Source organism: Pseudomonas indica NBRC 103045, assembly GCF_002091635.1.
In the GTDB taxonomy this organism is placed as follows: Bacteria; Pseudomonadota; Gammaproteobacteria; order Pseudomonadales; family Pseudomonadaceae; genus Pseudomonas_M; species Pseudomonas_M indica.
In genome coordinates, this window is record NZ_BDAC01000026.1 from 1 (window position 1) to 13,157 (window position 13,157).

A 13,157-nucleotide genomic window follows, 5' to 3' on the forward strand; every position below is an offset into this window, starting at 1 on the left:
GGCTTGTATTTCCTCTCCGATCACTTCCTGATCCTGGCGGTTGGCGTGCTGATCCTCCTGGCCACGCTCAAGACCCTCCTGCAACGCCTGTTCAACCCCACCGTCACGACCACGTTCGCCGCCGCTCCGCGAGCGGCCTCGCCGGATGTCAGCGGCGCGTGACCGAAATATGAGCCCGGGCAAAGCCCGGGTTCTTACGCCCGGCGCATGCCGATGTGGGGAATATCGTCTTCCAGGTAGACCTCGGTGACCGGCGTGAAGCCGTAGCGCCCGTAATAGCCTTGCAGGTGGGCCTGAGCGGACAGGTAGACCGGCCGCTGCGGCCAGCGCTGGTGGCATTCTTCGAGGGCGCGGACCATCAGTTCATGACCCAGCCCCTGCCCACGGGCCTCGGCGGCGATCACCACGCGGCCGATCACCACGTCGCCCTCGTGGCGCTCAGGGTCCAGCAGCCGCAGGTAAGCCACCAGCCGACCGTCCTGCCAGGCCATCAGGTGGCAAGTATCTCCCTGCAAGTCCTGACCATCGACCTCCTGATAGGGGCACTTCTGCTCCACCACGAAAACCAGGGTGCGCAGCTCGAGGATGGCGTAGAGGGATTCCTTGTCGAGTTCGCTGTGATGCTGGCTGGTCCAGATGAGCGGCATGGCAAGTTCCTTGGCGGCAAAGCCGGGGTTATACGGAATGCGGCGGGGTGGCTACAACTGGGTGGTGCTCTTCTGGGAGGTGCATGGCCGTGATTGCTGCGCTGTGACCACCTCCGCCCCCTCACCCCAGCCCTCTCCCCAGAGGGGCGAGGGAGTGGATTGTCCGGGCTCGAAAATCTGGCAATCGCTCTTCTCTTCCGTCTAAGAGACAAGACGGCTATTCGGGGCGGACTTGCAGATTCAGAACCTTGCTCTTTCCCCACTCTTCTCTCGGGCGAGCCTCAAACCCGAGGACTCGCACGATCTGCCCCCTCGCCCTTCTTGGGGAGAGGGCTGGGGTGAGGGGGCGGAGATCAGGGACCTACACAGAGCGTCTACAGCCCAGAAAACAACTCTCCCGCCGTAACGCCCAAAGCCTTGGCCGTAGCTTCGGAGCAAGCCCCACTCCTAGTCCTCTCCTCAGCGGAGAGAGAGGAAAGAAAGCGAACCCGGACCTCCGAGCCCACACAAACCTGCCCCCTCGCCCCTCTGGGGAGAGGGTTGGGGTGAGGGGGCGGATTCAAGGCCAGCTCTGCATTCAAGACATTCACCATCAAAAAACCCCGATGCCATATTGCACTGCCAACACCCTTCGGCCCTGTCGGGTAATCGATGTGACGATAAGTCCGTGGCCTCCCCCAAAACGATCCGGCCTAATCACGCCAAGCGGAATGCTCGACCAGCCACGGCAAGGACAACCCCATGCGCAAGGACAACCTCTGCTCCATCCCTCCCGCCGACGGCCAGCCCGGCCTCGAACTGGTCTGGCTCGAAGACTGCCAGCCAGCCCTCGACCAGGGCGTCGCCTGCGCCGAACGCTGGCTCGTTCGGCGCAACGGCCCGCTATGGACAGCCGTCATCCTGGGCCGTGAAGAACAGCCTGGCGGCCACCGGCAAACCGCATTCGACGTCGGTTTTCTAACCCGTTTGCAACAACGCCTGATGGCCATTGATCACTGATCGTCCGCACAGGAAGCTAACCGTCGGCTGGCACGCCCCAAGTCCGCGGCCACCAACTAGGCTCTCAACGAAACGATCCGGCCACGTGGCCCGCGAGACGCGCCAGGCTTCACCCTGCACGTCGAGCCCCCGGGCCCCGGCCACTGGTGTATAAACGCGCCTTTTCTCTGGGGAGGGAACTGCTGTGGAAGAAGTCATCGAACAGCTGCGCGAATTGAACGAACCGGTTCCGGTACCGCTGGAACTGCCGGACGACGATCTGCTGGTGGAGATCGAGGAGCAGTTGCTGATCAACCTGCCCTTCGAGCTGCGCGAGTTCCTGCTCAAGGTCAGCGACGTGGTCTACGGCCGCCTGGAGCCGGTGACTGTGACCGACCCGCAATCCCACACTTACCTGCCGGAAATCGCCGCCACCGCCTGGGACCTGGGCGTGCCGCGCGATCTGGTGCCGATCTGTGAGGATCGCGGCGATTACTACTGCGTCGATCAGGAAGGCGAGGTCGTGCTCTGGTCCGGCGATGAGGCCGAGCTGACCGACGAGCGCTGGGATTCCGTCTGGCACTGGGCCAGGGATGTCTGGCTGGAAAGCTGAGCCATCACTCAACCGCTTCCTCGAACAAGCCGAGCAGGATCGACCGGAAGTGCAGCAGGTCCTGTTCGATGGCCTGCCGCGCTGCCGCGGGATCGCCCTGGTCCAGGGCATCGAGGCAGTGTTGGTGGAAATCGTTGAACAGGGACAGATCGGTTTCGCGAAAAAGCCGGTTGAACAGCGGCCCGGCCTGTAGCCAGAGCGATTCGATCAGGCGGAGCAGCACCGGGTTGCCGCTGGCGCGGTAGAGCGTCAGGTGGAACTGGCTGTTGTCGTACAGGTAGCCCTGCGCATCGCGGCGCGCCAGGGCGGCAGCCATCCGCTCGGTGCAGGCGTGCAGTTGCTCGCGACCGGCGGCATCCAGGCGCCGCGCGCCCTCCTCGGCCGCCATTCCTTCCAGGCTCAGGCGCACTTGGTAGAGCTGGATCAGGCGCTCGGCCGTGATGACCGGCACCCGCACCGAGCGCTGCGGTTCTCCCTCCAACGCGCCTTCGGCGACCAGCCGTTGCAAGGCGCCGCGCACCGGCATCGGACTGGTGCCCCAGCGCGCGGCCAGATCGCGTAGCTTCAGCGCTTCGCCGGGCTCGAAGCGCCCTGCCAGCAGGCCCTCGCGCAGGCGCTGGTACATCTGTTCCTGAAGGTTCTCGGCCATCCTCGGGGGGTTCCCTGTCTTCGCCGGCCGAGCCGGTTTGGCTGAATCTGTAACGCGGGTGAGACAGTCTGGCGTTCGTTCAAGGCACCGGCAAGAGAAGCGATTGGCGCGGATACACCGGAACCGGTCGGCAACGACCTCAAAAAGCTTTTCTTCACGGTCCTATTGACAGCCCTGTGATCACAAAACAATGATGCGTGCAAAAAAACGAACGAGGTGTTCAACATGACCGCCAGCGGTATCGCCGATCGCGCCGTGGAAATCCTGGCCGCCCGCGAACGGGCCCGTTTTCTCGAGCAGAATCCCAAGTCCGTCACCCTCGCCGAGCGCGCCCGCCATTCGCTGTTCGGCGGCGTGCCCATGCACTGGATGAGCGACTGGTCCACGCCCTGCCCGCTGTTCGTCAGCCGCGCCCAGGGCGCGCGTTTTTATGACGTGGACGGCCATGAGTATCTGGACTTCTGCCTCGGCGATACCGGCAGCATGTTCGGCCACTCGCCGGCGCCCATTGCCCGCGCCATTGCCGAGCAGGGCGCCAACGGCCTGACCACCATGCTGCCGGGCGAAGACGCGGTGGTCGCCGGCGAACGGCTGGCGGAACGCTTCGGCCTGCCCTACTGGCAGGTGGCGACCACCGCCACCGACGCCAACCGCTTCGTGCTGCGCTGGGCGCGAGCGATCACCGGGCGCAACACGCTGCTGGTGTTCGACGGCTGCTACCACGGCACCGTCGACGACACCCTGGTGCGCTTCAAGGAAGGCCGCACCGTGCACCGCCCCGGCCTGCTCGGCCAGGCGCGCAACCTGGCCAAGTACAGCCGGGCGATTCCCTTCAACGATCTCCAGGCCCTGGAAGCGGCGCTGGCCCAGGGCGACGTCGCCGCCGTGCTGTGCGAGCCGGCGATGACCAACATCGGCATGGTCCTGCCCGACCCGGGCTATCACCAGCGGCTGCGCGAACTCACCCGCCAGTACGGCACCCTGCTGATCATCGACGAAACCCACACCATCTCCACCGGCCCCGGCGGCTGCACCCGCGCCTGGAACCTGCAGCCGGACTTCATCACCCTCGGCAAGCCCATCGCCGGCGGCGTGCCCTGTTCGGTGTACGGCTGCACGGCGGAGATGGCGCAGGCCATGCAGATCGTCCGCCAGCATGCCGGCGAGCATGGCGAAGTCCATGGGCACAGTGGCATGGGCACCACGCTGTCGGCCAATGCCCTGGCGATGCACTGCATGCGCGCCAACCTGGAAGAGGTGATGACCGAGCAGGCCTACGCCCACATGCTGCCGCTGGCGGCGCGTCTGGCCGAAGGCTTCCGCCGGCTGATCGACAAGCACGGACTGGCCTGGTCGGTGACCGAGCTGGGCGCGCGCTGCGAGTTCCAGTTCTGCGCCAAGCCGCCCCGCACCGGTGCCGAGGCCGAGGCGGCGTTCCACGATCACCTGCAGCAGACCCTGCACCTGTACCTGATCAACCGCGGCATCCTGATCACGCCGTTCCACAACATGACACTGTGCTGCCCGGACACCCGCACCGAGGACGTCGACCGGCTGACCGACACCCTCGACCAGGCGCTCGGCGAGCTGCTCGCGCTCCCTGGCGCACGCATCGCCTGACCCAGGCCCCCGGACGCACGACAAGGACATTCCCATGCGATTCGCCGATCTCAACGAAGCCCAGACCTTCCTCGCCGCCCATCCCGAGGTGAAGAGTTTCGAGCTGTTCATCATCGACCCCAACGGCGTACCGCGCGGCAAGCTGCTGCGCCGGGAAGAGCTTTTGGCCATCTACGAAAGCGGCCGTCCGCTGCCGAGCACCATCCTCGGCCTGACCATAAACGGCGACGATGTGGAGGACTCCGGGCTGGTCTGGGAGGTCGGCGACGCGGATTGCTGGGCCTACCCGCTGCCCGGCAGCCTGGTACTGCAACCCTGGCGCAGCGCGCCCACCGCACAGTTGCAGGTGAGCATGCACCCGACCCAGGGCCTGCCGGCGACGGTGGCCGATCCGCGCCATGTGCTCGCCCGGGTGATCGACGGGCTTAAGGCGGACGGCTACCACCCGGTGATGGCCGCCGAACTGGAGTTCTACCTGATCGACCGCGAGCGCGGCGAAGGCGGCCGACCGCTGCCGGCGCGCCAGATGAACGGCGCCAGGCCCCACGCCACGCAGGTCTATGGCGTCTACGAACTGGAGCAGCTACAGCCGTTCCTCGACGATCTCTACGCCGCCTGCGAGGCCCAGGGGCTGCCGGCGCGCACGGCGATTTCCGAATACGCACCGGGGCAGGTGGAAATTACCCTGGAGCACCGTTTCGATGCGCTCCAGGCGATGGACGAAGGGGTGCGCTACAAGCGCCTGGTGAAGGGTGTGGCCAACCGCCATGGTCTGCAGGCCTGCTTCATGGCCAAGCCGTTCGGCGACCTCTCCGGCAGCGGCCTGCACATGCATGTGAGCCTGGCCGACGCGGACGGCAACAACCTTTATGCCAGTGAGGCGCCGGAAGGCACGCCGCTGCTCAAGCACTCGGTGGGCGGCATGCTCGCCACACTGCTCGACAGCCTGGCACTGTTCTGCCCCAACGCCAACTCGTTCCGCCGCTTCCAGGCCAACAGCTACGCGCCGCTGGCGCCGACCTGGGGCATCAACAACCGCACCGTGAGCCTGCGCGTGCCGGGCGGTCCGGCGAAGAGCCGGCACATCGAGCACCGTATCTGCGGTGCCGATGCCAACCCCTATCTGGCGGCAGCGGCGATCCTCGCCGGCATCCACCACGGCATCCGCCAGCAACTCGACCCCGGCGCCCCCATCGAAGGCAACGGCTACGCCCAGGCCCGGGAGTTCCTCCCCACCGACTGGCTCACCGCCCTGAACGCCCTGGAAGACTCCAGCTGGGCCCGCGACGCCCTCGGCGCCGACTTCCTCAAGGTCTACCTGGCGATCAAACACGCCGAATACCGCACGTTCATGGGCGAAGTGGGCGAGCAGGACTGGCGTTGGTATTTGAACCATGCGTGAGGGGCGAGTGGGAGGCGTGAGGAGAGAGAAGTGAGGGCCCCGGATTGCGCTGGGGTTTATCCGGGCTTCAAATCACGCTCTTCGGCGCGTTCCCCATTCGTATCGCCCCACTCGCACAACGCCCTCTCCCCTGTGGGGAGAGGGCTGGGGTGAGGGGGCGGTCTTTCGGCCCATACCTATGCTCGAATCTGTACCCGCCCCGGATTGCGCTTCGCTTATCCGGGCTACGGTTATGGCTTCACCGACGGAGCTGCTCCAGGCTCAGGCGGCACAGCAGCTTGCCGGGTTCGCGTTCGACCGCCACCACGCCGGCCACGGGGTCGATGCGGTAGGTGAGGTCGTAGAGCTGGATCGGCTGGGACAGCGGGTCGGCACGGAAGGCGCCGAGGCATTCGCCGGTGGGCCAGCGGGCCGAGGGGTAGAGCAGGCCGGGGATACCTTCGTGGGACAGGCGCTTGCCGATGGCCTGGGTGTAGGCGTAGTCGTCGGCGACCAGTTCGGGGAATTCCGTTTCCTTGCCGCGCAGGTCGATGAACAGGCCCGCTGCCTGGACCTGCCAGACCTTGCGGTAGCGCGTCACCACCCGGTCGACGCCTTCGATGTCGCGGAGCATCTGGATCTGGTGGTAGCAGGTCTCGGCCAGGGCGGTATCCTCGTCGAGGGCGCCGTACCAGACGCGCACGGTGCCGTCGCCGTAGCGGCTGGCAACGCTGGTGTCGGCCTCGAACGGGTAGCCGATGGCTTCGCTGTAGGCCAGACCCCGTTCGATCACGCCGGGGCCGACGCTGCGCACGCGCATCTCCGCATCGTTGGCCGCCTCCTGGGCCCGGCTGTCGGCGACCAGGTCGTCGAACAGGTTGGCCGAGACGCGCAACGAAACGATGTTGCGGTAGACGGTGCCGGAAAAATCGCAGGTGGTATCGAGCAGGGCCATCAGCGTCCTCGCTGGAAGTCGATCAGGCGGGCAACCCGGGCAATACCGATCAGGCCGTCGCGCGCCATGACTTCTAGCGGCGTCTCGCCTTCCAGGGCACGGTTGCGCCGGCGTACCCAGCTGAAGCGCAACTCTTCGTCCTCGGGGAACAACAGGCGCAACCCCTTGTGAATGCCCAGCAGGTAGCCGATGCGGTCCAGGGTGTCGCGGTTGGCCGGCAGTGCGGCTTCGCCGGCGCGGTAGCGGGGCAACTGCTTGCGGCTCTTCGGGCTCATGCCGAGCAGTTGCATCTGCAGGTCGGTATCCAGTCCCCAGCGTTCGAACAGGGCGCCGATGACCCGTGCGAGATCGCGGCGGGAGTCTTCGGACGCGAAATCCTGGATGTCGTGGCGTAACGCGGCAGAACTCATGGATCACCTCTCAGGTTGCTTCATCAACATTATTAGGCGATATATCTACAAACACAAGTTCGGCTGGCCATAAAAGTGCTTCGCCGGGAGATTCGTTCATCTACCTGCTAAACCTGAAACGGGTACCTCAGAAAACGCAGGCGAGGCAACTCAGGTAGTTTTCGAAGGTGCCCGGACATAGCCGCAGCAGTCGAGGAGCGAGCCATGGAACCCGGAAATGCCCAACTGTCGATGACCGTGCTGATGACCCCGGACATGGCCAACTTTTCCGGCAATGTCCATGGCGGCACCCTGCTGAAATACCTCGACGAAGTCGCCTATGCCTGCGCCAGCCGCTACGCCGGGCGCTATGTGGTGACCCTGTCGGTGGACCAGGTGATCTTCCGCGAGCCGATCCACGTGGGCGAACTGGTGACCTTCCTCGCCTCGGTGAACTACACGGGGCGCACGTCCATGGAAATCGGCATCAAGGTGGTGACCGAGAACATCCGCGAGCGCTCGGTCCGCCACACCAACAGTTGCTTCTTCACCATGGTGGCGGTGGACGACCAGCGCCAGCCGACGCCGGTCCCCCCGCGCGAACCGGTAACGCCCGACGAGAAGCGCCGTTTCGCCCAGGCCCAGCAGCGCCGCCAGATCCGCGAGGAACTGGAGCAGCGCTATCGGGAGTTGAAGGGCAGTTGGAACGAGTGAACCTGCCTACGATCTGCTGCGCGTCGGCCCTGCTGCGTTGAAAACAGGTTCTATGTGATAGCCCGCTCCGGCTGCCACGCCAGCCACAGCCGGTCGAGCAGCCAGACCGCGATCATCGACAATCCCACCAGCGGGAAGGCGACACCGAGCACCAGCATGATTGCCACCCCGCCCTTCCACAGCGGCAGGTCGTGGCGCAGTGGCGGAACGCCGAAACGCCCGGCGGGGCGGCGTTTCCACCACATCACCAGGCCGCTGACGGCGCTCAGCAGGATCAGCAGGCAGATGCCCAGCATCAGCAACTGGTTGGGCCAGCCGAACATCTTGCCTTCGTGCAGCATCACGCCGGTTTCCACGCTGCGCGCCACCAGACCGTAGTCGCGCCAGCGCACGTCGGCCAGCACCGCGCCGCTGTACTGGTCGATGTGCAGGGTGGCGTCGTTGCGCGGGTCGTCGGCGAACACCGCGATGGAGAACACGCCCTTCTCGCCCTTGGGCCAGGTGATGCCGTAGCCAGGCACCACGCCACGCGCCTCGGCGATGTCCACTACCTGTTGCAGGCTGATCTGCGGGGCGGCGACACCATGTCCGGCGTGGCCCTGGTGTTCGGCGTGGGCGCCGGAGATCGGCAGCGGGGTGTTCTCCACCGCCCAGGGCACGTTCTGCCGGGCCGCGCTGTTGAGGCTGCGCGCCTCCAGGTCGGAGGTCGGCACCTCGTTCCACATGGCCGCCGGGAAACGGTTCCAGACGTCGGCGAAGGTTTTGCCCCAGAAGCCGGTCCAGGTCATGCCGGTGAGCAGCATGAACAGCGTGAGCAACGCGCCCCAGAAGCCGAGCACGGCGTGCAGGTCGCGCCAGAACAGCCGTCCCCGGCTCGCCAGGTGCGGCCAGAGCACACCCGCCCCACCCTGCCCACGCGGCCACCAGAGGTAGAGCCCGGACACCACGAGGACAATCCCCCAACCCGCCGCCAGCTCGATCAACCGGTCGCCCAGGGTGCCGACCATCAGTTCGCCGTGCAGGGCGCGGGCGATGGCTTGCAGGTTGTTGTGCGCGTCCTGGCTGCCGAGCAGGGTGCCGCGGTAGGGATCGACGAACAGGTTCAGCTCGCGGCCGTCCAGCGTGGCGACGAACTGGGCGCTGCGCCCGGCATCCGGCGGCGGCAGGTACTGGCTGACCCGGGCATGTGGATAAGCCTCGCGAACCCGCGCCAGCAGCTCGTCGGCGGCGAGCCGGTGCTCGCCCGCCGGGACCTGCATCAGGTCGGCGTAGAGCAGCGTATCGAGCTGCGGCTTGTACAGGTAGACGATCCCGGTGATCGCCAGCAGGATCATGAAGGGCGCGACGAACAGCCCGGCGTAGAAATGCCAGCGCCAGGCCAGGTTGTAGAACGAAGGCACGGTTTTTCTTGTCATTGGTTTTCCTCGGCGGGCGCCCTCAACGGAGGGCGCCCGCGCTCGTCAGAACGAGAGATCGACCTTGGTCCAGAGGGTCCGGCCGGGTTCGTGGATGCTGCGCGGATCGTCCGCCGGGAAGCCGAAGCCGGCGTTGCCCGCCAGGTTGAGGTGTTCGGCGTAGTCCTTGCCGAGCAGGTTGTCGACACCGGCGCTGAGGCGCAGGTGTTCGCTCACCCGATAGGCACCGTTGAGCGACAGCACGCCGAAACCGGGGCTGGATTCCAGATCCTTTCCGACCACGTTGCCCTTGCCCACGGCAACCCGGTTCTGCGCCCGCACCACTCTCCAGAGAGCACCTGCGCTCCAGTCGTCGGTGGCGTAGGTCAGGCCGAAGCGCGCCTCCAGCGGCGGCATCTGTGGCAGTGCCTCATCGTCCGTGCGGTTCTCGCCCCAGGCGTAGGCCAGGGTGGCGTCGGTGGTCCAGCGCTCGGTCAGGTGGTAAGCCGCACCCATTTCGCCACCCATGATGCGGGCGTCGATGTTTTCCGCCCGCGAGCTGCCGCTGCGGTAGTCGAACAGGATGAAGTCGCGGACCACCCCGGCGTAGGCGGAAACCCAAGCGTCCACGCGCTTGTCGCGATACTGCACGCCGACGTCCAGCTGGGTGGTCTTCTCCGGCTCGATGCCGTCGAAGGCGTTCACCTCGCCAGTGGGCGCCTGGCGCGGCGAGAACAGTTCCCAGTAGTCCGGGAAGCGCTCGACGTGGCCGAGGCCCGCGTACCAGGTGGCGCCGCCCTGGTCGTGCTCGTAGCGCAGGAAGCCGCTCGGCAGGGTGTCTTCGCGGCGCTCGTCGGCGGTGGGGTTGGGCGTGGTGGCCATGCCGCTGCCGAGGGTGTCGCGGTAGTCCTTCACCGTGGCGCGGTCCAGCCGGGCGCCACCGATCAGGCGGTCGCGGTCGCCGGCGAACCAGGTCAGCTCGCCGAACGCGCCGTAGCCGTGGAAGGCGGCGTCCTTGGTCCAGGGCTTGTCGTCGTAGGTGTCGATGCCCATGGCGCTGCGCTTGCGGTGGGTGTTGGCCTGGCCGTCGACACCGGCGATCAGTTGCAAATCGTCCCAGCGCCAGGTGCCGGCCAGTCGCCCGCCGACCGTACGACGGTCGACGTTGGAAGCCATCGCCCCGCTGGCCGGTGCGTCGCGCAGGCTGTAGTTGTCCATCAGGTGGTCGGCGTAGTTGTAGTAGAGCCGGGCCTCGACCTTTTCCAGGTGCTCGCCGAGGTTGCTCTTCTCCAGGCGCAGGCCGAGGCTCTCGCGCTTGAACTGCACGCCGTCCATGCCGCGTCCGGCGTAGCGGGCCTCACCATCGCCGCTGCCAGCCGTGAGTTCGACCAAGGTGTCGGCATCCGGCGTCCAGCCGAGGGCGGCGTCGGCGTTCCATTTGTTCCAGCGCGAGGGCACGGTGTCGCCGTCGCCATCGCGGTAGTCGTCGGCCTGGGCGCGGTTGCCGACCAGCCGCAGGTAGCCCTGTTCGCCGCCCGCGGCGGCGTCCAGCAAGCGGTCGAAGCGGCCGTTGGAGCCTGCCAGCAGGCTGGCGTCGATGCGGCTGCCGAGTTCGCCGAAATGTTCCGGTTCGCGCTCGAAGAGCACGGTGCCGGCGGACGCGCCGGGGCCCCAGAGCACGGTCTGCGGGCCCTTGATCACGGTCAGGCGATCATAGGTTTCCGGGGCGATGTAGGAGGTCGGCGCATCCATCCGTCCCGGGCAGGCGCCGAGCATCTGGCCGCCGTTGGCCAGCAGGTTGATGCGCGAGCCGAACATGCCGCGCAGCACCGGGTCGCCGTTGCTGCCGCCGCTGCGGATCGCGGCGAAGCCGGGGATGGTCTTGAGGTAGTCGGCACCGTCGCTGGCCGGGACCGGCTGGCGGGCATCCTTGGGGTCCGCGACGATGGTCAGCGGCGAACTCTGCACCACGGCGGTGACCACCTTCGGCGCCAGGATGATCACCTGGTCGTGCTGATGCTCCTCGGCGCTGGCGAAGGGCGCCAGCAACAGGCCGCCGAAGACGGCGAAGGCCCGGCGCCAGCGCAGCCGGGAGGGTTTCTGGGCGAACGGGCAGGCGCCATGCGCCGGCCGGGCGTAAGCGTTTTCCAATGGCATATCGTGTTCCTGATCAAAGGCAGAGGCCGTCATGCCGGGCGTCCGGCGCGCGCAGGCAGGCACGCGCCGGAAACGGCAACGGAAACGGCGTTGGGAAAGCGATCAGGCGGACAGCGGCGGCGCGCGGCTGCGGGCACCGGGGAAGAAGGCGGCGCGGGGATGGCCCTGGCTGGCCGGGCTCGGCGGACAGGGCGTGGCGAGACCGTAGGACGGTGGAGCAGGATCGACCGGCGCCTGACTCAGCGCCGGGCAACTGAACAGCAGCGTGCAGTAACCACACTTGGCCCAGAGCGCATCGTGGGGTTCGTGCATCGCCCCGCCGCCATGGCCGGCGTGCGGATCATGGGCCGCATGCCCCTCAGGGTGATTGCCGTGGCCGATGTGCCCCGCATGCGCGGACGGTGCGGAGGTTTCGACCAGCCCCTGGGACAGCAACGGGCCGACGAACAGCATGAGCATGGCGAAGAGGCCAAGCCATGCGGCAGGTCGGTTTCGTCTGCAGGCGGTCACGGGCGTCCTTAGGGGTGGAACTGCAAGTAGAGGCTATCCTACCGGAGCAGAAGTTCCCGCCCCTGGGACAGATAGCCGCAGGCCATCAGAGATGTGGGAAGTGCGGGTTCCAAGCCACCTCCCAGAGAAAGCCATCCGGATCGGCGAAATAACCCGCGTAGCCACCCCACTCGGCGTGCTGCGCCGGCTTCACCAGCCGACCGCCGCCGGCCACCACCTCCGCCAGCAGCGCGTCCACCTCTTCCGGCGAACGCAGGTTGTGCGCCAGGGTGAAGCCGGGGAAACCGCTGCCCTCGGCCGGCACGCCGGCATCGGCGGCCAGGTCGCTGCGCGGGAACAGCGAGAGCCAGGTCTTGCCCAGCTCGAAGAACGCCACCACGGGCGGGCTGTCCAGTTGCGGCAATTTCAGTACGTCGCGGTAGAAGGCGACGGCACGGGGAAGATCGGCGACGCCCAGGGTGATCAGGCTCAGACGCGGTTCCATATGACCTCCTTTGCCGTTTACAGGGACACGGTTGCGGGATGGGGGTATCCATCGTATCCCTTTCAACGAATCAGAAGCTTCGCCAGCAGAGCTGGCTCCTACCAAGAGCGGTCCGGTGTGGCACATATTTGTCGGGGCGAATTCATTCGCCTAGCTTCGCTGGACAGGCAGTTGGCGCAATTGCGACATCGGCGTGCGTCCATTCACCGCAGAAGCTGAGCGGCCGTCACGGATCGGTTAAGCTGCTCTCTCCCCCCGTGGACGGTGCAATCATGCTGACCCTCGGTAATCTGTTCATTTTCATGCTGCTGGCCACCGTCGGCGCCTGGCTATGGCATGGCCACGGCGTGCGCGAACACGCCCTGGCGCGGGTCAAGCAGCATTGCGACAAGCTGGACGTGGAACTGCTCGACGGCAATGTCGCCCTGCGCCGCTTCACCCTGCTGCGCGACGCCCGCAACCGGCTGCGTCTGGCGCGGGTGTACGGCTTCGAGTTCACCGTCACCGGCGAGCAGCGCCACGCTGGCAGCATCGTCATGTTCGGCGTGCATCCCGGCCCCATCGAGATGGCGCCGCATCCGTTCGTCGCCCGGGCCAGCGAGTCGGCCAAGGTGATCCAGATGGACACCTGGCGCCGCGAGCACGAGCGCAAGAGCGGCGAGTAGC

The 13,157-nt window shown here is 66.7% G+C and carries 14 protein-coding genes; 6 read left to right on the forward strand and 8 right to left on the reverse strand.

Annotated elements, in window-relative coordinates:
- Positions 1-194 precede the first annotated feature (194 nt).
- Positions 195-647 carry a GNAT family N-acetyltransferase gene (locus PIN01S_RS22825; protein ID WP_084339213.1) on the reverse strand — a complete coding sequence of 151 codons (453 nt, stop codon included), beginning with the start codon at positions 645-647 and terminating at the stop codon, positions 195-197.
- Between the two features lie 741 nt (positions 648-1,388).
- Here PIN01S_RS22825 and PIN01S_RS22830 point away from each other — a divergent pair.
- Both PIN01S_RS22830 and PIN01S_RS22835 read left to right on the forward strand, forming a co-directional pair.
- Positions 1,389-1,646 (forward strand): LasR-specific antiactivator QslA, encoded by a 258-nt coding sequence (locus PIN01S_RS22830; RefSeq protein ID WP_084339214.1) that lies wholly within the window; start codon positions 1,389-1,391, stop codon positions 1,644-1,646.
- Positions 1,647-1,830: 184 nt separating this feature from the next.
- Complete coding sequence (locus PIN01S_RS22835; protein ID WP_084339215.1) at positions 1,831-2,238, forward strand: SMI1/KNR4 family protein; 408 nt, start codon at positions 1,831-1,833, stop codon at positions 2,236-2,238.
- 4 nt (positions 2,239-2,242) lie between these two features.
- Here PIN01S_RS22835 and PIN01S_RS22840 read toward each other — a convergent pair whose 3' ends face one another.
- Positions 2,243-2,887 carry a GntR family transcriptional regulator gene (locus PIN01S_RS22840; protein WP_084339216.1) on the reverse strand — a complete coding sequence of 215 codons (645 nt, stop codon included), beginning with the start codon at positions 2,885-2,887 and terminating at the stop codon, positions 2,243-2,245.
- A 225-nt stretch (positions 2,888-3,112) separates the two neighbouring features.
- On the opposite strand from PIN01S_RS22840, the gene PIN01S_RS22845 reads away from it, so the two are divergent.
- Together PIN01S_RS22845 and PIN01S_RS22850 are read left to right on the forward strand one after the other, a co-directional pair.
- Positions 3,113-4,507, forward strand: coding sequence for an aspartate aminotransferase family protein (locus PIN01S_RS22845; RefSeq protein ID WP_084339217.1), 1,395 nt, complete (start codon positions 3,113-3,115; stop codon positions 4,505-4,507).
- Between the two features lie 34 nt (positions 4,508-4,541).
- On the forward strand, positions 4,542-5,909 hold the full coding sequence (locus PIN01S_RS22850) for a glutamine synthetase family protein (RefSeq protein ID WP_084339218.1): 1,368 nt from the start codon (positions 4,542-4,544) through the stop codon (positions 5,907-5,909).
- A 238-nt stretch (positions 5,910-6,147) separates the two neighbouring features.
- Here the strand turns inward: PIN01S_RS22850 and PIN01S_RS22855 are convergent, their stop codons facing one another.
- Together PIN01S_RS22855 and PIN01S_RS22860 are read right to left on the reverse strand one after the other, a co-directional pair.
- Positions 6,148-6,843 (reverse strand): RES family NAD+ phosphorylase, encoded by a 696-nt coding sequence (locus PIN01S_RS22855; RefSeq protein ID WP_084339219.1) that lies wholly within the window; start codon positions 6,841-6,843, stop codon positions 6,148-6,150.
- The gene (locus PIN01S_RS22860) at positions 6,843-7,253 is read right to left on the reverse strand and encodes an MbcA/ParS/Xre antitoxin family protein (RefSeq protein WP_084339220.1); all 411 of its coding nucleotides are present in this window, start codon (positions 7,251-7,253) and stop codon (positions 6,843-6,845) included. Before PIN01S_RS22860 ends, PIN01S_RS22855 begins: the two co-directional genes overlap by 1 nt.
- A 204-nt stretch (positions 7,254-7,457) precedes the next feature.
- Here PIN01S_RS22860 and PIN01S_RS22865 point away from each other — a divergent pair, with 204 nt between their 5' ends.
- Complete coding sequence (locus PIN01S_RS22865; RefSeq protein ID WP_084339221.1) at positions 7,458-7,946, forward strand: acyl-CoA thioesterase; 489 nt, start codon at positions 7,458-7,460, stop codon at positions 7,944-7,946.
- A 50-nt stretch (positions 7,947-7,996) separates the two neighbouring features.
- On the opposite strand, the gene PIN01S_RS22870 is transcribed toward PIN01S_RS22865, so the two are convergent.
- The 4 genes from PIN01S_RS22870 to PIN01S_RS22885 all read right to left on the reverse strand — a co-directional run bounded on the left by PIN01S_RS22870 (position 7,997) and on the right by PIN01S_RS22885 (position 12,491).
- Complete coding sequence (locus PIN01S_RS22870) at positions 7,997-9,361, reverse strand: PepSY-associated TM helix domain-containing protein (protein WP_084339222.1); 1,365 nt, start codon at positions 9,359-9,361, stop codon at positions 7,997-7,999.
- A gap of 45 nt (positions 9,362-9,406) precedes the next feature.
- Positions 9,407-11,497 carry a TonB-dependent copper receptor gene (locus PIN01S_RS22875; protein WP_084339223.1) on the reverse strand — a complete coding sequence of 697 codons (2,091 nt, stop codon included), beginning with the start codon at positions 11,495-11,497 and terminating at the stop codon, positions 9,407-9,409.
- Positions 11,498-11,599: 102 nt separating this feature from the next.
- Positions 11,600-12,007: a DUF2946 domain-containing protein gene (locus PIN01S_RS22880; protein WP_280141738.1), complete on the reverse strand. Its 408-nt coding sequence runs from the start codon at positions 12,005-12,007 to the stop codon at positions 11,600-11,602.
- An 85-nt stretch (positions 12,008-12,092) separates the two neighbouring features.
- Entirely contained in the window at positions 12,093-12,491 is a 399-nt protein-coding gene (locus PIN01S_RS22885) for a VOC family protein (protein WP_084339225.1), read from the reverse strand.
- Positions 12,492-12,763: 272 nt separating this feature from the next.
- On the opposite strand from PIN01S_RS22885, the gene PIN01S_RS22890 reads away from it, so the two are divergent.
- Positions 12,764-13,156, forward strand: coding sequence for a DUF3301 domain-containing protein (locus tag PIN01S_RS22890; RefSeq protein ID WP_084339226.1), 393 nt, complete (start codon positions 12,764-12,766; stop codon positions 13,154-13,156).
- Position 13,157 lies beyond the last annotated feature (1 nt).